This is a genomic window from Leifsonia sp. 563, assembly GCF_040545055.1.
Classification (GTDB): Bacteria; Actinomycetota; Actinomycetes; order Actinomycetales; family Microbacteriaceae; genus Leifsonia.
Genome location: NZ_JBEPLE010000006.1, coordinates 232,338 through 251,881, shown reverse-complemented (window position 1 = coordinate 251,881; position 19,544 = coordinate 232,338). Strand labels below are relative to the sequence as shown.

The window sequence follows — 19,544 nt, the reverse complement described above, 5'->3', positions numbered from 1 at the left end:
CCGGGGTTCTGCCCCCCCCCCCCCCACTGCCCCCCCCCCCCCCGGCCCCCCTCCCCTCTCTTTGGGGGGGGGGGGGGGGGGGGCGGGCCGCCCCCCCCCCCCCCCCCCCCCCCGGGGGTGGGAGGGGGTGCGGGAGGGGGACGGACGGGAGGTCAGCGGGTGGGGTCGTCGCCGCGGGTGAGGTCGTCCCAGCTGTCGATCGCCGTGTCGCGGTCGAGTGTGGTGGGGGTCGCGGAGTCGGGCGCGTCGGCGTCCGGCGCGTCAGCGGCCGGCTCCTCGGCGGCGGCGCGGGCCTCGGCGTCGTCGGTGGGCTCCCCGTCGGCGAAGAGTTCGTCGGCGGGGCGCCCGTCCTCCCCCGCGAAGCGGGTCTGGTACTTGCGCGACGGACCGGGCCAGAGCCGCGAGAAGACGACGACCGCCGCGCTCGCCAGGATGACCAGGATGCCCGCCACGAGGGCCACCCACGGCCACAGCTCGATCGCGGACGAGTGCACCAGGCGGCGGATCGAGGAGTCCCCGGCCACGCCGGTCGCCGTCGTGATCGCGGAGGACGACGCGCCCACCGCATCCGACACCGCGCTGATCGCCGAGATGAGCACGGAGACGCCGAGCAGAAGGCCGAGCAGAGCGAGCACGATCCGGAAGACCGGACCGGCGATCGCCAGCGCAGCGGTCAGCGCCAGCCCCGCGAGCGACAGGGCGGTCAGCGCTGGCGCGGCCACCGACCCCGCCACGCTGATCGTGGTGGAGTGCTCGGCCGTGTCGGTCAGCGTGATCGTGAACCACGGCTGGGTCGCAGCCAGCAGCGCGAGACCGCTCCCCACGAGGAGGAGCAGCATCGTGGAGTACTTGACGCGACGGCCGTTCACGCTCTCGGTCCTCACAGCACGCGCTTCATGGCGTTCGCCACGGCGACGGCGCGCAGCGGAGCCGCCGCCTTGTTCTGCGACTCCTGGAACTCGTTCTCGGGCACTGAGTCGGCCACCAGTCCCCCGCCGGCCTGGACCCGCGCGACGCCGTCCATGATCGTGGCGGTGCGGATCGCGATGGCGAGGTCCGCATCCCCGGCGAAGTCGAAGTATCCGATCACGCCGCCGTAGACGCCGCGCTGGATGGGCTCCAGCTCGTCGATGATGCGCAGCGCCATCGGCTTCGGCGCGCCCGAGAGCGTTCCGGCCGGGAACGTCGCGCGGAACACGTCGATCGCCGTGGCGTCCGGCAGCAGGTCGCCCTCGACGGACGACACGATGTGCATGATGTGGCTGAACCGCTCGATGCGCATGAACTCCGTCACCTCGACGGTGCCCGCCTCGCACACCTTGAGCAGGTCGTTGCGGGCGAGGTCGACGAGCATCAGGTGCTCCGCGCGCTCCTTGTCGTCGGCGAGCAGCGACGCCTCCAGGTCGAGGTCCTGCTCCGGCGTCGCGCCGCGCGGACGCGATCCGGCGATGGGATGCGTGAATGCGCGTCCCTCCTGCACCTTCACCAGCGCCTCGGGCGACGAGCCCACGATCTGGTACGGCTCGCCGCTCGGCTTCTCCAGCGACAGCAGGTACATGTACGGGCTCGGGTTGAGCGCGCGGAGCACACGGTAGACGTCGAGCGCGGGGGCCGTGCACTCCAGCTCGAACCGCTGCGAGATGACGACCTGGAAGATGTCGCCGTCGACGATGCGCTCCTTGGCCGTGACGACCGACGACAGGAAGTCCTCCCGGCGCGTGCGCGAGATCGGCTCGGCGGGGATGCCGAGGTCGACGTCCTCCAGCCACGCCTCGGAGGGCTGCGCGAGCTCGCGCTGCATGCGGTCGAGACGTGCCTGCGCATCCGCCCACAGCGCGTCCGCGTCGGCGACGCCGTCGGCCAGCGCGTTGGCGACCAGCTTCACGGTGCCGGTGCGGTGATCCACGACGACGAGGTCGGCCACGAACGCAAGCGCCTGGCCGGGCACGTCGACATCGGCGGGCGGGGCGTCGGGCAGGCGCTCGATCTGTCGGATCGCCTCCCAGCCGATGAACCCGACGAGACCGCCGGTGAGCGGAGGGAGGCCCGGGATGCGGGCGGTCTGCCAGCGCGCATGCAGCGCCGCGAGAGCCTCCAGCGGCCGGAGGGAGGCCGCCGTGCCGAGGGCGCGCTCGGCGGGCAGGCCGTAGTCGAGCCAGTTCACGGCTTCGCCCTCCTGCGTGAGCACGCCGAACGACGACGCGCCGACGAACGAGAAGCGCGACCAGATGCCGCCCTGCTCGGCGGACTCCAGCAGAAAGGTGCCCGGCCGGCCGGCCGCGAGCTTCCGATAGATGCCGACCGGGGTCTCCCCGTCGGCGAAGAGCTCGCGGATCACCGGGACGACGCGGTGGTCGCCGACGAGTCCGTCGAAGGCGCTCCGGGTCGTCGTGCCGCCCACGGTGTCGATCACAGGTCGGCCGCCTCGATCTCGGGGCTCGCGCCGACGACCGGCTCCAGCACATCCGCGTCGAAGCAGGTGCGTGTGCCGGTGTGGCAGGCCGCGCCGACCTGCTCGACCGTGACCAGCAGGGTGTCGCCGTCGCAGTCGAGCGCGGCGCCCTTCACGTACTGCACGTGCCCGGAAGTGTCGCCCTTCCGCCAGTACTCCTTGCGGGAGCGCGACCAGAACGTCACCCGGCCCTCGCTCATGGTGCGGCGGAACGCCTCCGCGTCCATCCATCCCATCATCAGCACCTCGCGGGTGTCCCACTGCTGGATGATTGCCGGCACCAGCCCGGTGTCGGTGAAGCGGATGCGCTCCAGCACCGCATCAGTCGTCGTCGCGTTCATCGGCGGACCTCCATCCCGGCCGCGGCCAGTTCGTCCTTCACCTGCTCGATCGTCAGCTCACCCTGGTGGAACACGCTCGCCGCGAGCACGGCGTCGGCTCCCGCCTGGATGGCCGGAACGAAATGCTCCAGCGCCCCCGCGCCGCCCGAGGCGATCACGGGAACGCTGCTCAGGGCGCGCATCTCGCGGATGAGCTCCAGGTCGAAGCCCTCCTTGGTGCCGTCGGCGTCGATGGAGTTGACCAGCAGCTCCCCCGCGCCCAGCTCGATCGCGCGCGCCGCCCACTCCAGGGCGTCGAGGTCGGTCTCCGTGCGCCCGCCGTGCGTCGTCACGACGAAACCGGACGGCGTCGCGGCCGAGCGCTTCACATCCAGCGACAGCACCAGCACCTGCGCGCCGAACCGGGCGGCGATCTCCGAGATCAGCTCCGGGCGCGCGATCGCGGCCGAGTTGACACCCACCTTGTCGGCACCGTGGCCGAGGAGCTTCGCCACATCCTCGGGGCTACGCACGCCGCCGCCGACGGTGAGCGGGATGAAGACCTGCTCGGCCGTCGCCCGCACCACGTCGTACGTGGTGGCGCGGTCGTCGACGGTCGCCGTCACATCCAGGAAGGTCAGCTCGTCCGCGCCCTGCTCGAAGTACCGCCGGGCGAGCTCAACCGGGTCGCCCTGGTCGCGCAGGTTCTGGAAGTTCACGCCCTTCACGACGCGGCCGGCGGCCACGTCGAGACAGGGGATCACCCGGACCGCGACGCTCATCAGATCCGCGCAGCGTGGATGGAGGTGACCAGGATGGCGCGGGCGCCCAGCTCGTACAGGTCGTCCATGATGTGGTTGGTCTGCTCGCGCTTGATCATGACGCGGACGGCCACCCACTCCGGCTCCCCCAGCGGAGAGACGGTCGGCGACTCGACGCCCGGCGTCAGCGCGACCGCCTTCTCGAGCAGTGCGACGGGGAGGTTGTAGTCGATCAGCACGTACTGGCGGGCGACCATGACGCCCTGCAGCCGGCGCACCAGCGTGTCCACCCCGGCGGCCGGCGACGGCGACGAGATGAGCACGGCCTCCGACTCCAGGATGACCGGTCCGAAGATCTCCAACCCCTGCTTGCGGAGGGTGGAACCCGTCTCGACGACGTCGGCGACCGCGTCGGCGACGCCGAGCCGCACGGCCGACTCGACCGCGCCGTCGAGCTTGATCAGGGAGGTGCTGACACCGTGCTCGCCGAGGAACGCGCCGACGAGGCCCGGGTAGCTCGTCGCGACGCGCTTGCCCTCCAGGTCGGCCAGCTCGGCGAACACGCCGGCTGGGCCCGCGAACCGGAACGTCGACGCGGCGAAGTCGAGGGCGCTGATCTCGGCGGCGGGTGAGCCCGAGTCGAGCAGCAGGTCGCGGCCGGTGATGCCGACGTCGAGCGCGCCGGAGCCGACGTAGGTGGCGATGTCACGCGGGCGCAGATAGAAGAACTCGACGCCGTTGCGGGCGTCGGTGACGATGAGCTCCTTGGGGTCGCGGCGGCCGACATAGCCGGCCTCGTGCAGCATCTGTGCCGCGGTCTCGGAGAGGGAGCCCTTGTTGGGGACGGCGATCTTCAGCATTCGCAGGTCTTTCGTGACGTGATCGGACGAGTGGATGGGCCTAGGTACGGCGAAAAGGCTGGTCCATCACAGATGTCGGTACACGTCGGCCGGCGTCAGTCCCTTGGCGAGGAGCAGGACCTGCAGGTGGTAGAGCAGCTGCGAGATCTCCTCGGCGGTGGCCTCGTCCGACTCGTACTCGGCGGCCATCCAGACCTCGGCGGCCTCCTCGACGATCTTCTTGCCGATGGCGTGCACGCCGGCGTCGAGCTCGCGGACGGTGCCGGAGCCCTCCGGGCGGTCCTGCGCCTTCTGCGCGAGTTCGGCGAAGAGGTCGTCGAAGGTTTTCACCTCTCCAGCGTACCGGTCCGCCCGAGCCGGTCAGACATTCGTGCCGAATGTGCGGTATGCCGCGCTGATTCCGCACATTCGGCACGAATGTGCGGAGTACGGGTCAGTGGAGGTGCGGCAGCGCGGCGGCACGGAGGGCCGCGATGCGGTCCGCCGGCTCTCCTCGGAAGACGCTGGAGCCCGCCACGAACGTGTCCGCCCCGGCCGCGGCCGCCGTGACGATCGTCTCCTCGGTGATGCCGCCGTCCACCTGCAGCCACACGTCGAGACCCCGCGCCTCGACGGCCTGCCGGAGCGCGTTCAGCTTCGGCATGGTCTCGGGCATGAACGACTGGCCGCCGAATCCCGGCTCGACCGTCATGACGAGCACCTGGTCGAACTCCTCCAGCAGGTCGAGGTAGGGCTCGACACCGGTGCCCGGCTTGACCGCGATGCCCGCCCGCGCGCCGATCGAGCGCAGGCGGCGCGCCAGTGCGACGGGATCGTGCGCGGCCTCGGCGTGGAAGGTCACCGAGTACGCCCCGAGCTCCGCGTACCCCGGCGCCCAGCGGTCCGGGTCGTCGATCATCAGGTGCACATCCAGCGGGATGGGGCTCACATCCTGGATGCGGCCCACCATCTGCGGCCCGAACGTCAGGTTCGGGACGAAGTGGTTGTCCATCACGTCGACGTGCACCAGGTCGGCGGTCGCGATGCGCGCCACCTCGCTCTGCATGTTGACGAAGTCGGCGGCCAGGATGCTGGGATTGATGCGGACGCGCGGGTCGATCCGGTCGGCGGAAGGGGTCGAAGCCATGACTCCAGCCTAGGCGGAGCGCTTGCGGAGCAGCGCGATGAACATCCCGTCGGTGAGGTGGCGGTGCGGCCACAGCTGGACGGTGTCGCCGTCGCCCGCGAGATCGAGCCGTTCGACGGCGATGGACTGCAGGGTGTCGGCGGTCGTCTGCGGTTCGAGCAGGTCGCCGTGGCGCTCGCGCGCGTCGGCGACGACACCTCGGGTCTCGGCGAGGTGCGGCGAGCAGGTCACGTAGGCGAGCAGGCCGCCGGGCTTCAGAGCGGCGATGGCCGAGTCGAGCAGCGCCGACTGCAGCGCGGTCAGCTCGGCGACATCCCGTGGGCTCTTCCGCCAGCGCGCCTCCGGCCGGCGACGGAGCGCGCCGAGCCCGGTGCACGGGGCGTCGAGCAGGATGCGGTCGAACGCTTCGGGATGCTCGGCGCCGACGACCGTGCCGTCCAGCTCCCAGACCGGCACCTCCAGCGGCACCGGAGCGAGCGCGCGTCGCACCAGCTCGGCGCGGGCGGGGACCAGCTCGTTCGCGACCAGGGTCGCGCCGCCGGTCAGCGCCTCGGCGGCGAGCAGAGCCGCCTTCCCGCCGGGGCCGGCGCACAGGTCGAGCCAGCGCTCCCCCGGCCGCACCGGCTCCGCGCGGGTCAGCGCGAGGGCGGCCAGCTGCGAGCCCTCGTCCTGCACGCGGATGCGACCCTCGGTCTTCTCGACGATCCCGAACGGGTCACCGCCGCCGACGGTGAAGCCGGGAGGCGAGAAGCGGTCGTCGCGGGCGTCGTCCGGCTTGTCGACGAGACCGGGCAGTGCGATGAGGTTGACCCGCGGCGCGGTGTTGTCGGCCTCCAGGAGCTGCTCCAACTCCCCCACCCGGCCCTCGGCGTCGAGCGATCGGCGCAGCGCGCGGACCACCCAGACGGGATGCGAGTACAGCGCCGACAGGCGGTCGTCGTCGTTCTTCGCCCGGGACGCCACCTCATCCCGCCACTCGTCGGGCGTGTGGCGGCCGATCTCGCGCAGCACGCCGTTCACGAAGCCGGTGCCCGAGCGGCTGCCGACGCTGCGCGCCAGGCCGACCGACTCGTTGACCGCCGCATGCGACGGGACGCGCATCGACAGCAGCTGGTGCGCGCCCAGCCGCAGCACGTCGAGGAGGGGCGGGTCGATCCGGTCGACGTCACGGCCCGCGGCGATGGCGATGACCCGGTCGTAGTAGCCCTGCATCCGCAGAGTGCCGTAGGTCAGCTCGGTGGCGAGGCCTGCATCCGCCGGCGAGAGCCCGGCGCGAGCGATGCGTGTCGGAAGGAGGAGGTTGGCGTAGGCGTCGGAATCGCTGACCGCCTGCAGCACGTCGAGGGCGACCTGGCGGGCCGGCTGGACGCGGGTCTGCGGCGGACCAGAACGCGGACGGGGCCGGCGGTCGCGGTTGCGGTCGTCACGCGGCGCGTTCATGCGAACACCACCCCGGTCGATCCGGCAGCGGAGGCGGACGCGGAGGCGACTCCGCGCAGCCAGTCGGCGGCGGGCATCGCGCGCTTGCCGGCCGGCTGGACGGTGACGAGCTCCAGCGGAGCGGTCCCCGTCCCGACGAGCACCCGCTTGCCGCGCAGCTCGACCGCGCCGGGAGCCACGGGCTCCTCGCCGTCGGTCGTCCGCGCTTCGTGCACCTTGAACCGCTCGCCGTCCAGCAGCACGAACGCGCCCGGCTCCGGCGTCACGCCGCGCAGCCGCGCGGAGACCCGCTCGGCCGGTTCGGTGAGGTCGAGGCGCGCATCCTCGAGCGTCAGCTTCGGCGCCAGCGTGACTTCACCCTCCTGGGGCGTCGCGGCGGCCGTGCCCGCGGCCAGCGCGTCGGCGGTGTCGGCCAGCAGGGCCGCGCCCTCCTCGGCCAGGGCGGAGAGCAGCTCGCCGGCCGTCTCATCCGGGCCGATGGGACGTCGCAGCTCGGCGTACACATCCCCCGCGTCGAGCTCCGGCACGAGATGGAAGACCGCCGCGCCGGTCTCGGTGTCCCCGGCGATCACGGCGCGCTGCACGGGCGCGGCGCCCCGCCAACGCGGGAGCAGGGAGAAGTGGAGGTTGACCCAGCCGAGGCGCGGAAGCGACAGCAGCGGCTCGCGCACCAGGCCGCCGTACGCCACCACCACGCCGAGGTCGGGCTGCAGGGCGGTGATGCGCTCGGTCACGTCGTCGCCGAGGCGGTTCGCCTTGATCACCGGCAGCCCGAGACGCTCTGCAGCCTCCGCGACGGGCGACGGGGTCAGCACGCGCTTGCGGCCGAGCGGCGCATCCTCGCGGGTGACGACGGCGACCACCTCGTGCCGGGCCGCGACGGCCTCCAGGGATGGGAGGGCGACGGCCGGCGTTCCGGCGAAGACGATGCGCATGGAGAAGGTTCTTTCGGTTCGGGACGGCGACCCAGCCTACTCTGCGAAGCTCACGACCGGCCGCGAGCGGCGGCAGCCCGGGGTCGACTCCTAGAGGATCTCGGGATCGTCGAAGCGCACCCGGAGCGTCGGCGCCGGACGGTAGCCCGGCCGTCCCGCCGGCGCGCGACGACGTCGGGTCGCGTTCTTCACGACGGCGGCACGGACGGACGCCGCGACGTCCGCGCCGTGCGCGTACTCGAACCGCAGCACGGCGCGGACGAGGTCGGGCCCGGAGCGGGCGGCGCGCGCCGACGGACCCTCCGCCTCCACCGGCGCGGGCCCCAGCACGTCGATGAGGAGGGAGCGGTCCACCGCATCCAGCACTTCGGTCACGGTGGCCTCCGACCCGGTGACCGAGGCGAGACGCACCGCGGGCGGGAAGCGCAGCTCGCGGCGGTCCACCAGCTCCTCGTGCGCGAACTCGACCAGGCGCCCGGTCGCGAAGTCGCGCGCCAGCGGTCCCCCGACGCCGACCAGGACGGTCGGGGCGCCGGGTGCGGCGAGCCCGGCCGCACTCTGCCACCAGCGCAGACAGTCCTCGGCGACGTGCAGGCTCTCGCGCGCCAGCATCCGCTCGCCGTCCAGCAGCAGCACCGCCTGGTACCCGCCCTCGGCGATCGGCTCGGCGCCGCGGGTCGCGACGACGAGCGCGGGCGCCGACCCGACGCGCTGCACGGGATGATCGCCGTCGGCGAGGATGACCCGCGTGCCGGGGAACGCGCGCCCCAGCTCCTCCGCGGTGCGGCCCGAGCCGACGGTGACCAGCCGGAACCGCCGGTGCTCGCAGTGCTCGCACTGCCAGTCGGTCGCGAGCCGGCCGCAGACGGTGCACGACGGCGGCGAGCCCGCCCGCGTCTGGTGCAGCGCGCCCTTGCAGTTCATGCACCGCGCCGCCTGCCCGCAGTTCGCGCACGCGATCACCGGAGCGTAGCCGGGGCGCCCGACCTGCACGAGCACCGGGCCGCGCGGCCGTCCGCTCTCGCCGTTGAGCGCCTCACGGGCGGCGCGCCAGGCCGTCGACGGGATGCGCGCGGCGCGGGCCATCGGCTCGGGCGCCTGCTGATTGGCGGTGAGCACCACCTTCGGGCTCTGGATGCGCTCCGGTGCGATGTCGCGCAGCCAGCCGAGCTCCACCAGGCGCTGTGCCTCCACGCTGCGGATGTTGCCGCTCAGCACCAGCCCGCAGCCCTCGAGCTCCTGCCGGACGAGGGCCGCATCCCGCGTGTGCACGTACGGGCTCAGCGGCTCGGCGTGCAGAGGGTCGCTGTCCTCCCAGACCGCGATCAGGCCGAGCCGCTCGGCGGGGGCGTAGACGACCGAGCGGTTGCCGATGACGATGCGCGGGCCGGAGAGCGCCTCCAGGAAGCCGCGGTACCGGTCCGGGTTCGCCTGCCCGGCGTCGGCGCGCACGACCGCGTGCGCGGGAGCAGTGACCGCGAGTGCTGCGGCCAGCTGCTCCAGGTCGCGGTGATCGGGAACGGCGACGATCGCGGTGCGGCCGCCGCGCCAGCAGTCGGCGGCCAGCGCCGCCAGGGTGACCGCCCACTCGCCGACCCAGGTGCCGTCCGGCAGCGGCACGAGGCGCGGGATGGCGCGGAGCGCGATCCGCTCGTCGCGCGCGACCGCATCCTCCAGCACCCGCTCTCCGTACCCGCGCACCGCCACGGCCGCCCCCGACAGCTCCTGAGTTTTTCGGCCCTCCGATGGCGTGTCGGGCCGAAAAACTCCGGAACTGTCGGCGGCAGCGGCGGATCGCGCCGAGAGCCACGCCTTCTCGACGCGCACCATCCGGCCGGGGACGGCCAGCCGCAGGATGTCGCTCGCCGTACCGGCGCTCCGATCCGCGAGGCGTCGCGCCAGCCGCCACACGCCCGGCGTGAGCACCTGTGCGGGCGAGACGACGGCCTCCAGCGGGCTCAACGTCCCGTCGTACCCGTCGTCCGGCTCGCCGACCTCGACCAGGTAGCCATCGGCGACGCGGCCGGCCGACCGCAAGGGGACGCGCACGCGCACGCCCGGCTGCGCCTCGGCGGAGAGCTCCTCGGGGATGCTGTAGTCGAAGAGGTGGTCGAGCTGCGGGAGCGGCGAGTCGAGGACCACCCGGGCGACCCGTCCGGCCGCCGCCACCGCTAGATCCCCGCGGCCGAGCGCAGGTCGTCGACGCGGTCGAGCCGCTCCCAGGTGAACTCGGGGAGCTCGCGGCCGAAGTGCCCGTAGGTGGCCGTGCGCGCGTAGATCGGGCGGAGCAGGTCGAGGTCGCGGATGATCGCGGCCGGCCGCAGATCGAAGACGTCGCGGATCGCGCCGATGATGCGCTCCTCCGGAACCTTCGCGGTTCCGAACGTCTCGACGTACAGCCCGACGGGCGCCGCCTTGCCGATCGCGTACGCGATCTGCACCTCGAGCCGGTCGGCGAGGCCGGCGGCGACGGCGTTCTTCGCCACCCAGCGCATGGCGTACGCCGCCGAGCGGTCGACCTTCGACGGGTCCTTGCCCGAGAACGCGCCACCGCCGTGACGGGAGGCGCCGCCGTAGGTGTCGACGATGATCTTGCGGCCGGTGAGGCCCGCGTCGCCCTTGGGGCCGCCGATCTCGAAGCGTCCGGTCGGGTTGATGAGGGTGCGGATGTGCGAGGTCTCGAGCCCCGCAGCGTGCATCACCGGGTTGATGACCTCCTCGATCACCTCCGCCTGCAGCTGCTCGTTGGAGACCTGGGGAGCGTGCTGCGTCGACAGCACGACCGTCTGCACCGACTTCGGCACGGCGCCCTCGTAGCCGATGGTCACCTGGGTCTTGCCGTCGGGCCGGAGGTAGTCGAGCGTCCCGTCCTTGCGGACGGACGCGAGACGCTCCGCGAGGCGGTGCGCGAGCCAGATCGGCAGCGGCATGTACTGCGGGGTCTCGGTGGTGGCGTAGCCGAACATGATGCCCTGGTCGCCCGCGCCCTGACGGTCGAGGTCGTCGTGGCTCTGCTCCGCGCGCGTCTCGAGGGCGTTGTCGACGCCCTGCGCGATGTCGGGCGACTGCGCGCCGATCGACACGGACACCCCGCACTGGGTGCCGTCGAAGCTGACGTCGGACGAGTCGTAGCCGATCTCGACCAGCTTGTTGCGCACCAGGGCCGGGATCTCGACGTAGCCGTTCGAGGTCACCTCGCCGGCGACGTGCACGAGACCGGTGGTGACGAGGGTCTCCACGGCGGCGCGGCTGTGGGGGTCGACGGTGAGCAGCGCATCCAGGATGCTGTCGGAGATCTGGTCGCAGATCTTGTCCGGGTGCCCTTCGGTGACGGACTCGGACGTGAAGAGACGCAGATCTGCCATTGTTCTCCCTGGTCGACGGGGCGCTTGTCTCACGACCGGATTCCTCCGGCGCAAGCGTGTTTACGCGATGACGTCGAGGATACGGTCGGCCACCGACAGCTTGCTGCCCGAGGCCTCCATCACTATATCGCCGCCCTTGCGCAGGACCACGACCTCATTGCTCTCCGTTGCGAAGCCCTGCGACCAGCCCACCTGATTGAGCACGAGGAAGTCGCTGCCCTTGGCGGCGAGCTTGGTGCGGCCGAGCTCGATGAGGGCCTGCGGGTCCGGCTCGGTCTCGGCCGCGAACCCGACGACGACCTGGTCGTCGCGCTTGTGCGCGGAGAGCCCGGCGAGGATATCCGGGTTGGCCACCAGCTCCAGCGTCAGGGTGTCGCCGTGGTCCGACTTCTTGATCTTGGCCTCGCGGGTCTCGGCCGGACGGTAGTCGGCGACGGCCGCCGTCATGACGACGACGTCGGCGGCGCGGGCGGCCTCCTCGACCGCCTGCTGCAGTTCGAGTGCGGTCTGCACCTCGATGAGCTCGACGCCCTCCGGCGGCTCGACCTCGAGGTGCGCGGCGATGAGTACGACGTCAGCGCCGCGAGCCTGCGCGGCGCTGGCGATGGCGACGCCCTGTCGACCGCTGGACCGGTTGCCGAGGAAGCGGACGGGATCGAGCGGCTCGCGCGTCCCCCCGGCGGTGATGACCACGCGCTTCCCGGCGAGGTCGACACCGCCGCGCGGGCGCCGGGCGGCCTCGTTGGCGCGGCGTCGCTCGGAGAGCACCACCACGTCGTTCACCGCAGGGGCCTCGACCGCGGACCCCGCGGGAAGGGCGGCGGGCGCGTGAGCGGGGGCTTCGACCGCGCGCGGCATCGCCCCGGCGGCACGCAGGGCGGCCCGGACGATGACCTCCGGCTCCTCCATACGGCCGGGACCCGAGTCGGCGCCGGTCAGTTGACCGCTCGCCGGCCCGACGACCGTGACGCCGCGGCTGCGCAGTGTTGCGATGTTGGCGACCGTGGCCGGGTTCCGCCACATCTCCGTGTGCATCGCGGGCGCGATGACCAGAGGCGCGGTGGACGCGAGGACGGTGTTGCCGAGCAGGTCGTCTGCCAGGCCGGCGGCGAGCTTGGCGATGGTGTTCGCCGTGGCCGGTGCGATGACGATCAGGTCGGCGGACTGGCCGATCGCGACGTGACGGACCTCGGCGACGCCCTCGTACAGGTCGGTCGCGACCGGGTTGCGGCTGATCGCCTCGAGCGTCGGTCGCCCGACGAACCGCAGAGCGGCCTCTGTCGCGACCACGTGCACCGAGTGACCCTCGAGGACCAGGGCGCGGATGACACCGACGGCTTTATACGCAGCGATGCCGCCGGTCACTCCGACGACGATGGTCAATCGTGGGCTCAACGGCGGCACCTCTCCTCGGCCGGGGCCTCCCGGCTGCGGTCGTCCTGCGGTGTTGTCTTCTGCCTCTGTATTACTCGGCGGCGATCGGCTTCAGGACGAGCTTGTCCTCGTTGATCTCGTGGAGCGCGACCGACAGCGGCTTGTCGTCGACGGACGAGTCGACCAGCGGGCCGACGTTGTCGAACAGGCTGCCCTCGTGGAGGTCGGCATAGTAGTCGTTGATCTGGCGGGCCCGCTTGGACGCGAAGATCACGAGCGCGTACTTGGACTCGACGCGCGACAGGAGGTCGTCGATGGGCGGGTCGATGATGCCGTTGTTGCTGGTGGCCATGGATGCTCCTTGCTCTGGGCGATCGGGCGCTGGGCCGGATCGGACGACCGCGAGAGGCGGCCGAGGACGGTGGGCGCGCCGGCGACGGCGCGGAGGAAGGTCATGGACGCGCTGGCGCCGCACGGACCTTCATCAAGTCTACGACCTCGCGGGCCGCCTCGGCGACGTCGTGGTTGACGACCTTGTAGTCGAACTCGTCCTGGGCGGCCAGCTCGACCTTCGCCGTCTCCAGGCGTCGCTGCTGCTCGGCCGCATCCTCCGTGCCACGCCCGATGAGGCGCCGCACCAGTTCGTCCCAGGTTGGCGGGAGGAGGAAGATCAGGCGGGCCTCCGGCATCGACTCGCGCACCTGGCGGGCGCCCTGGAGGTCGATCTCCAGCAGCACGCTGCGCCCTGCGGCGAGGGCTTTCTCGATCGGAGCGCGCGGCGTGCCGTAGCGGTAGGCGTTGTGCACGGTGGCGTGCTCGAGCAGCTCGCCGGCGGCGATCATCCGGTCGAACTCGGCGTCGTCAACGAAGTAGTAGTTGATCCCGTCGACCTCGCCCGGGCGCGGCGCACGCGTGGTCGCGGAGACCGACAGCAGCACGTCGGGATAGTGCTCCCGGATGTAGGTGGAGACGGTGCCCTTGCCGACCGCGGTCGGACCGGCCAGAACGACCAGCCGGTTGCGCTGGCGCGCGCTGCGGTTCTCGCGCTCGATGAGGTACTGGCGCAGCCGGAGCCGCTGGTGGCGCCCCAGGCCGCCGAGGCGCTTCGCGGGCGAGATGGCGAGGCGGTCCAGCGCCTCCTGCATCTTCGTCGTGCCGATGGCGGGCACGCTGAGCAGGAACTCGGTCACCCGCAGCCGCCCCTCGACACCCTCCGGGTCGGCGGTCGCGCGGTCGAGCACGACGAGCGGCGACACCTCGCGCGACGCGATCGCGGCCTTCACCGCGGCACGTGCGCGGCGCGCGGCGACGGCGGCCTGCGAGGCGGCCTGGCGGTCGACCTCGGGCGGTGCAGGGCGCAGGGAGGCAGCCTCCCGGGTGGATGCGGCCTCAGACATGCGCGGACCGCACCTCCTCGGCGCGACGCGCGATCGCGTCGGCCAGACCCGCGGGCCCTGCCGTGAGGAGCCCGCGCGACTCGCTGACGATCACACCGGCCGCGAGCGAACCGAACAGCCGCGGCGCATCCTCGACCCGGGCGCCCTGGTGCCCGAATCCAGGCGCGAGCACCGGGAGTGCGGGTGTCCGCTCCCCCGCCGTCGCCACATCGATCCCGTAGTGGGCGAGCTCGACGGTCGCGCCGAGCACCAGCCCGACCGATCCGAAGGGCGCGCCGCCCGGCTGCTCCTGATTGAACGAATGCACGTCTTCGATGATCGCACGAGCGACGGACTGTCCCGCCCGCGGGCCGGAGCGGACGACGGCCTGCTGCACATCCGCCGCCTCCGGGTTGGAGGTCGCGGCCAGGACGAAGAGTCCCTTGCCGGCCCGCTCCCCCAGTGTCATGGCGTCGGCGAGCGATCCGACCCCCTGGTAGGCGGCGACGGTCATCGCGTCGGCCTCCAGCGGCGAACCGGGAGTCAGCCACGCCTCCGCGTAGGCCGTGACGCTCGTTCCGATGTCGCCGCGCTTGACATCGGCGATCACCAGGAGACCGGCGGCACGAGCGGCGGCCAGCACCTCCTCCAGTGCGCCGTAGCCCGCGGCGCCGAAACGCTCGAAGAAGGCCACCTGCGGCTTGACGATCCCCGCCCGGCCGGCTGCGGCCTCCACCACCGTGAGCCCGAAGGAGCGGAGGCCGTCGGCCGACGCCGGGAGCCCCCAGGCCTCGAGCAGGTGCGCGTGCGGGTCGATGCCGACGCACAGCCGCCCCTCCTCGGCGAACACCCCCGCGAGGCGCTCCCCGAACCGCGCCCCGCGCCCGGCCGACGGCTCCTGAGTTTTTCGGCCCGCCACCGGCGTGTCGGACGGAAAAACTCCGGAACTGTCGGCTGCGGGAGCAGGGGTCGTCATGCTCGGGCGGCCCTCTCGACGGCGTACTCCTGGAGGGACTTCACGTCGAAGCCCTCGCGGATGGCGTCCAGCGACGCGACAGCGGCGCTCAGCTCGGCGATGGTCGTGAAGAGCGGCTTGTCCGCCGCGACCGCCGCGGCACGGATCTCGTACCCGTCGGCGCGGGCGGACCGCCCGCTCGGGGTGTTGATCACCACATCCACTTCGGCGCGGTTGATGATGTCGACGATCGAGTCGCCGCCGCTCTCCTGGGCCTCGCTGTGCTTGCGCACGATGCGGGCCGCGATGCCGTTGCGGTTCAGCACCTCGGCCGTTCCCTCGGTCGCGACGATCTCGAAGCCGAGCTGGTGCAGCCGGAGCACCGGCAGCACAACAGCGCGCTTGTCGCGGTCGGAGACGGACACGAACGCCGTCCCGCCGAGCGGCATGCCGCCGTACGCGGCCGACTGGCTCTTCGCGAACGCCGTCGGGAAGTCCTTGTCGATGCCCATGACTTCACCGGTCGAGCGCATCTCCGGGCCGAGCACCGAGTCGACGACCGTGCCCTCCTTCGTCCGGAACCGCTTGAACGGCAGCACGGCCTCCTTCACGGCGACAGGCGAATCCATCGGGATGCGCGAGCCGTCCTGATCGGGCAGCAGGCCCTCCGCGACCAGGTCGGCGATCGTCTCGCCCACCATGATGCGCGAGGCCGCCTTGGCGAGCGGGATGCCGAGCGCCTTCGAGACGAACGGCACCGTCCGCGACGCGCGCGGGTTGGCCTCGAGCACGTAGAGCACGCCGGCGCCGATCGCGAACTGCACGTTCAGCAGGCCACGCACGCCAATGCCCTCGGCGATCTTCCGTGTGGCCTCGCGCACGCGGTCGATCTCGCGGCGACCGAGGGTGATCGGCGGGAGGGTGCACGACGAGTCGCCCGAGTGAACACCGGCCTCCTCGATGTGCTCCATCACGCCGCCGATGTACAGCCGCTCGCCGTCGAACAGGGCGTCGACGTCGATCTCGATCGCGTCGTCGAGGAAGCGGTCGACCAGCAGTGGATGCGACGGGCCGACGATGCCCTGGCCCGCGACCCGCTCGAAGTAGTCGGCGAGCGATGCGCTGTCGTACACGATCTCCATGCCGCGACCGCCGAGCACGAAGCTCGGACGCACCAGCACCGGGTAGCCGATCTGCTCGGCGACGTGCGAGGCGCTCGGGAAGTCGACGGCGGTGCCGTTGCGCGGCGCGACCAGGCCGGCGTCGTCGAGGATCCCGGAGAACAGTCCGCGCTCCTCCGCCAGGTCGATGGCCTCCGGCGTGGTGCCGAGGATCGGGACGCCCGCGGCCTCGAGGCCCTTGGCGAGCCCCAGCGCCGTCTGCCCGCCGAGCTGCACGACCACGCCGACGAGCTCGCCGGACTGCGACTCCGCGTGGATGATCTCCAGCACGTCCTCCAGCGTCAGCGGCTCGAAGTAGAGCCGGTCGCTGGTGTCGTAGTCGGTCGACACCGTCTCCGGGTTGCAGTTGATCATGATCGTCTCGAACCCGGCGTCGTGCAGCGCGAACGACGCGTGCACGCACGAGTAGTCGAACTCGACGCCCTGCCCGATGCGGTTCGGGCCGGAGCCCAGGATGACGACCTTGCGCTTGTCGCTCGGCTCCACCTCGGTCTCCAGGTCGTAACTGGAGTAGTGGTACGGCGTGAGCGCCGGGAACTCGCCCGCGCAGGTGTCCACCGTCTTGTACACCGGCCGGACGCCGAGGATGTGGCGCACCTCGCGCACGTCCGCCTCGCCGAAGCCGCGCAGCTCGCCGATCTGCGCATCCGAGAAGCCGTGGTCCTTGGCGTAGCGCAACGTGTCGGTGTCGAGCGTCGGGGCGTCGCGGATCTGGTCGGCGACCTCGTTGATCAGGACGATCTGGTCGATGAACCAGGGGTCGATCTTCGTGGCCTCGAACACCTGCTCCGGCGTCGCCCCGAGGCGCAGCGCCTGCTGGACGTCGACGATGCGGCCGTCGGTCGGCGTCGCGATCGACGCGAGCAGCTCGTCCACGGTGCGCGTCTGCGGCCCCCAGTGGAACGACGAGCCGCGCTTCTCGAGCGACCGGAGCGCCTTCTGCAGCGCCGAGCTGAAGCTGCGGCCGATGGCCATCGCCTCGCCGACCGACTTCATGGTCGTCGTCAGCGTCGGGTCGGCGGCGGGGAACTTCTCGAACGCGAACCGCGGGACCTTGACGACGATGTAGTCGAGCGTCGGCTCGAAGCTCGCCGGGGTCACCTTGGTGATGTCGTTCGGGATCTCGTCCAGGCGGTAGCCGATGGCGAGCTTCGCCGCGATCTTCGCGATCGGGAAGCCGGTCGCCTTCGACGCGAGCGCCGACGAGCGGGAGACGCGCGGGTTCATCTCGATGACGATGATGCGGCCGTTCTCCGGGTTCACCGCGAACTGGATGTTGCAGCCGCCGGTGTCGACGCCCACCGCGCGGATGATGTCGATGCCGATGTCGCGCATCCGCTGGTACTCGCGGTCGGTCAGCGTGAGCGCCGGGGCGACCGTGATCGAGTCGCCGGTGTGCACGCCGACCGGGTCGACGTTCTCGATGGAGCAGACGACGACCGTGTTGTCGGCCGTGTCGCGCATGAGCTCGAGCTCGTACTCCTTCCAACCGAGGATCGACTCCTCCAAGAGCACCTCGCTGGTCGGACTCTGGTGGATGCCGTCGCCGGCGATGCGGCGGAGCTCCTCCGGGGTGTGCGCGAAGCCCGAGCCGAGTCCGCCCATCGTGAACGAGGGCCGGACCACGAGCGGGTAGCCGAGGTCCTCGGCGAACTCGAGTGCCTCATCCACCGTGTGGGCGATGTGCGAGCGCGCGACCTCGGCGCCCGCCTCCACGACGAGCTCCTTGAAGATCTGGCGGTCCTCGCCCTTCTGGATCGCCTCGAACTTCGCGCCGATCAGCTCGACGCCGTACTTCTCGAGGATGCCGTGCTCGTGCAGCTGCATGGCCGCGTTGAGCGCCGTCTGTCCGCCCAGGGTCGGGAGGATCGCGTCCGGGCGCTCCTTGGCGATGATCGTCTCGATGACCGGCCAGGTGATCGGCTCGACGTAGGTCGCGTCGGCGAAGTCGGGATCGGTCATGATCGTCGCGGGGTTGGAGTTGACGAGGATGACGCGGACGCCCTCCGCCTTCAGCACGCGGCAGGCCTGGGTGCCGGAGTAGTCGAACTCGACCGCCTGGCCGATGACGATCGGCCCGGAGCCGATGACCAGGACCGAATTAATGTCGTTGCGTTTAGGCATTCTGATCTCGCTTGTCTGTTTGAACCTCGGTCGCAAGCTCCCTCGGCGCTGGGGTCGCAGGACCGCTCCGCGCTCCTCTTGAGCTCCACCGCGCGCGTTTGGGCATCAGGCGTTCTCCTGGTTCTCGGTGCCGGCGGACTGGTCGGCGTGCTGAGCGCGCACCATGTCCAGGAAGCGGTCGAAGAGGTAGTTGGCGTCGTGCGGGCCCGCGGCCGCCTCGGGGTGGTACTGCACGCTGAAGGCGTTCAGGTCGAGGCAGTTCAGGCCCTCGACGACGTTGTCGTTGAGGGAGAAGTGGCTCACCTCGACGCGGCCGAAGCCCGCGGGCGAGTCGAAGGACGCGTCGATCGGCGCCTTCACCGCGAAGCCGTGGTTCTGCGCGGTGATCTCCACACGGCCGGTGCGCTTGTCGAGCACCGGCTGGTTGATCCCACGGTGACCGAACGGCAGCTTGTAGGTGTCGAGGCCGAGCGCGCGGCCGAGCAGCTGGTTGCCGAAGCAGATGCCGAAGTACGGCAGCCCGGCGCGCAGGGTCTCCTGCAGGAGCGCGACATGCTTGTCGGAGGCCTGGGGGTCGCCGGGGCCGTTCGAGAAGAACAGTGCAGAGACGCCGAGGTCGAGCACATCCTGCGCGGACACCTGCTGCGGGAGGACGTGGACGTCGAGCCCGCGGGCGGCGAGGTTCTCCAGCGTGGACTTCTTCACGCCGAGGTCGAGGACGGCCACCGAGCCGACCTTCTCGCCGACGGCCGGCACGGTGTACGGCTCGATCGTCGACACCTCGGCCGACAGGTTGCGGCCCTTCATGGGCGCTCCGGCGAGCACCAGGTCCAGCTGCTCGCTGTCGCTCAGCGCGAAGTCGTCGCCCGAGAAGACGCCGGCGCGCATGGCACCGGCCGAGCGGATGTGACGGGTCACGGCGCGCGTGTCGATGCCGCTGATCCCGACGACGCCCTGGGCGACGAGGTCGTCGTCGAGGCTCCGCTGGGCGCGGAAGTTGGAGACGACGCGGCTGGGCTCGCGCACGACGTAGCCGGCGACCCAGATCTGGCGCGACTCCATGTCCTCGTCGTTCGTGCCGGTGTTGCCGATGTGCGGCGCCGTCATGAGGACGATCTGGCCCGCGTACGACGGGTCGGTCAGCGTCTCCTGGTACCCGGTCATCCCGGTGGCGAACACGGCCTCGCCGAGCGTGCGCCCGCGGGCGCCGTAGGCCCGGCCGACGTACCGTTTTCCGTCTTCGAGGACGAGCACTGCGGGTTCTGCAGCGAGCAC

The 19,544-nt window shown here is 71.8% G+C and carries 17 protein-coding genes; all 17 read right to left on the bottom strand.

Features of this window, described 5'->3' with window-relative positions; genetic code table 11:
• Positions 1–152: 152 nt before the first annotated feature.
• Complete coding sequence (locus tag ABIC47_RS16705) at positions 153–884, bottom strand: Trp biosynthesis-associated membrane protein (RefSeq protein ID WP_354482137.1); 732 nt, start codon at positions 882–884, stop codon at positions 153–155.
• A complete protein-coding gene (locus ABIC47_RS16700; protein WP_354482135.1) occupies positions 881–2,413 on the bottom strand; it encodes an anthranilate synthase component I in 1,533 nt (510 codons plus the stop codon). The genes ABIC47_RS16705 and ABIC47_RS16700 overlap by 4 nt, the downstream gene beginning before the upstream one ends.
• Complete coding sequence (hisI, locus tag ABIC47_RS16695; RefSeq protein ID WP_018191187.1) at positions 2,410–2,793, bottom strand: phosphoribosyl-AMP cyclohydrolase; 384 nt, start codon at positions 2,791–2,793, stop codon at positions 2,410–2,412. The genes ABIC47_RS16700 and hisI overlap by 4 nt, the downstream gene beginning before the upstream one ends.
• Positions 2,790–3,554, bottom strand: a complete 765-nt coding sequence (gene hisF / locus ABIC47_RS16690; protein ID WP_018191188.1) for an imidazole glycerol phosphate synthase subunit HisF — start codon at positions 3,552–3,554, stop codon at positions 2,790–2,792. The genes hisI and hisF overlap by 4 nt, the downstream gene beginning before the upstream one ends.
• Entirely contained in the window at positions 3,554–4,393 is an 840-nt protein-coding gene (hisG, locus tag ABIC47_RS16685) for an ATP phosphoribosyltransferase (RefSeq protein WP_020077501.1), read from the bottom strand. Before hisG ends, hisF begins: the two co-directional genes overlap by 1 nt.
• Before the next feature lie 66 nt (positions 4,394–4,459).
• Positions 4,460–4,723 carry a phosphoribosyl-ATP diphosphatase gene (locus tag ABIC47_RS16680; protein ID WP_018191190.1) on the bottom strand — a complete coding sequence of 88 codons (264 nt, stop codon included), beginning with the start codon at positions 4,721–4,723 and terminating at the stop codon, positions 4,460–4,462.
• 103 nt (positions 4,724–4,826) lie between these two features.
• Positions 4,827–5,519 (bottom strand): ribulose-phosphate 3-epimerase, encoded by a 693-nt coding sequence (gene rpe / locus ABIC47_RS16675; protein ID WP_354482131.1) that lies wholly within the window; start codon positions 5,517–5,519, stop codon positions 4,827–4,829.
• Positions 5,520–5,528: 9 nt separating this feature from the next.
• A complete protein-coding gene (locus ABIC47_RS16670) occupies positions 5,529–6,959 on the bottom strand; it encodes an RsmB/NOP family class I SAM-dependent RNA methyltransferase (RefSeq protein WP_354482128.1) in 1,431 nt (476 codons plus the stop codon).
• Positions 6,956–7,894, bottom strand: coding sequence for a methionyl-tRNA formyltransferase (gene fmt, locus ABIC47_RS16665; protein WP_354482125.1), 939 nt, complete (start codon positions 7,892–7,894; stop codon positions 6,956–6,958). Before fmt ends, ABIC47_RS16670 begins: the two co-directional genes overlap by 4 nt.
• A gap of 90 nt (positions 7,895–7,984) precedes the next feature.
• Positions 7,985–10,063: a primosomal protein N' family DNA-binding protein gene (locus ABIC47_RS16660; protein WP_354482123.1), complete on the bottom strand. Its 2,079-nt coding sequence runs from the start codon at positions 10,061–10,063 to the stop codon at positions 7,985–7,987.
• A 2-nt stretch (positions 10,064–10,065) separates the two neighbouring features.
• Positions 10,066–11,259 (bottom strand): methionine adenosyltransferase, encoded by a 1,194-nt coding sequence (gene metK, locus ABIC47_RS16655; protein WP_018191195.1) that lies wholly within the window; start codon positions 11,257–11,259, stop codon positions 10,066–10,068.
• Positions 11,260–11,319: 60 nt separating this feature from the next.
• Positions 11,320–12,642, bottom strand: a complete 1,323-nt coding sequence (locus tag ABIC47_RS16650) for a bifunctional phosphopantothenoylcysteine decarboxylase/phosphopantothenate synthase (RefSeq protein ID WP_354482150.1) — start codon at positions 12,640–12,642, stop codon at positions 11,320–11,322.
• A gap of 82 nt (positions 12,643–12,724) precedes the next feature.
• Positions 12,725–12,985 carry a DNA-directed RNA polymerase subunit omega gene (rpoZ, locus tag ABIC47_RS16645; RefSeq protein ID WP_018191197.1) on the bottom strand — a complete coding sequence of 87 codons (261 nt, stop codon included), beginning with the start codon at positions 12,983–12,985 and terminating at the stop codon, positions 12,725–12,727.
• 100 nt (positions 12,986–13,085) lie between these two features.
• Entirely contained in the window at positions 13,086–14,030 is a 945-nt protein-coding gene (gene gmk, locus ABIC47_RS16640; RefSeq protein WP_018191198.1) for a guanylate kinase, read from the bottom strand.
• Positions 14,023–14,985, bottom strand: coding sequence for an orotidine-5'-phosphate decarboxylase (gene pyrF, locus ABIC47_RS16635; RefSeq protein ID WP_354482119.1), 963 nt, complete (start codon positions 14,983–14,985; stop codon positions 14,023–14,025). Before pyrF ends, gmk begins: the two co-directional genes overlap by 8 nt.
• Complete coding sequence (gene carB, locus ABIC47_RS16630; RefSeq protein ID WP_354482116.1) at positions 14,982–18,269, bottom strand: carbamoyl-phosphate synthase large subunit; 3,288 nt, start codon at positions 18,267–18,269, stop codon at positions 14,982–14,984. The genes pyrF and carB overlap by 4 nt, the downstream gene beginning before the upstream one ends.
• Before the next feature lie 105 nt (positions 18,270–18,374).
• The gene (gene carA / locus ABIC47_RS16625; RefSeq protein ID WP_231371289.1) at positions 18,375–19,544 is read right to left on the bottom strand and encodes a glutamine-hydrolyzing carbamoyl-phosphate synthase small subunit; all 1,170 of its coding nucleotides are present in this window, start codon (positions 19,542–19,544) and stop codon (positions 18,375–18,377) included.

Coding starts and splice junctions, on each gene's coding strand:
- hisG (WP_020077501.1), bottom strand. CDS start 4,393: ATGCTGAAGATCGCCGTCCCCAACAAGGGCTCCCTCTCCGAGACCGCG.
- rpoZ (WP_018191197.1), bottom strand. CDS start 12,985: ATGGCCACCAGCAACAACGGCATCATCGACCCGCCCATCGACGACCTC.
- metK (WP_018191195.1), bottom strand. CDS start 11,259: ATGGCAGATCTGCGTCTCTTCACGTCCGAGTCCGTCACCGAAGGGCAC.
- hisF (WP_018191188.1), bottom strand. CDS start 3,554: ATGAGCGTCGCGGTCCGGGTGATCCCCTGTCTCGACGTGGCCGCCGGC.
- ABIC47_RS16670 (WP_354482128.1), bottom strand. CDS start 6,959: ATGAACGCGCCGCGTGACGACCGCAACCGCGACCGCCGGCCCCGTCCG.
- gmk (WP_018191198.1), bottom strand. CDS start 14,030: ATGTCTGAGGCCGCATCCACCCGGGAGGCTGCCTCCCTGCGCCCTGCA.
- rpe (WP_354482131.1), bottom strand. CDS start 5,519: ATGGCTTCGACCCCTTCCGCCGACCGGATCGACCCGCGCGTCCGCATC.
- hisI (WP_018191187.1), bottom strand. CDS start 2,793: ATGAACGCGACGACGACTGATGCGGTGCTGGAGCGCATCCGCTTCACC.
- pyrF (WP_354482119.1), bottom strand. CDS start 14,985: ATGACGACCCCTGCTCCCGCAGCCGACAGTTCCGGAGTTTTTCCGTCC.
- fmt (WP_354482125.1), bottom strand. CDS start 7,894: ATGCGCATCGTCTTCGCCGGAACGCCGGCCGTCGCCCTCCCATCCCTG.
- carB (WP_354482116.1), bottom strand. CDS start 18,269: ATGCCTAAACGCAACGACATTAATTCGGTCCTGGTCATCGGCTCCGGG.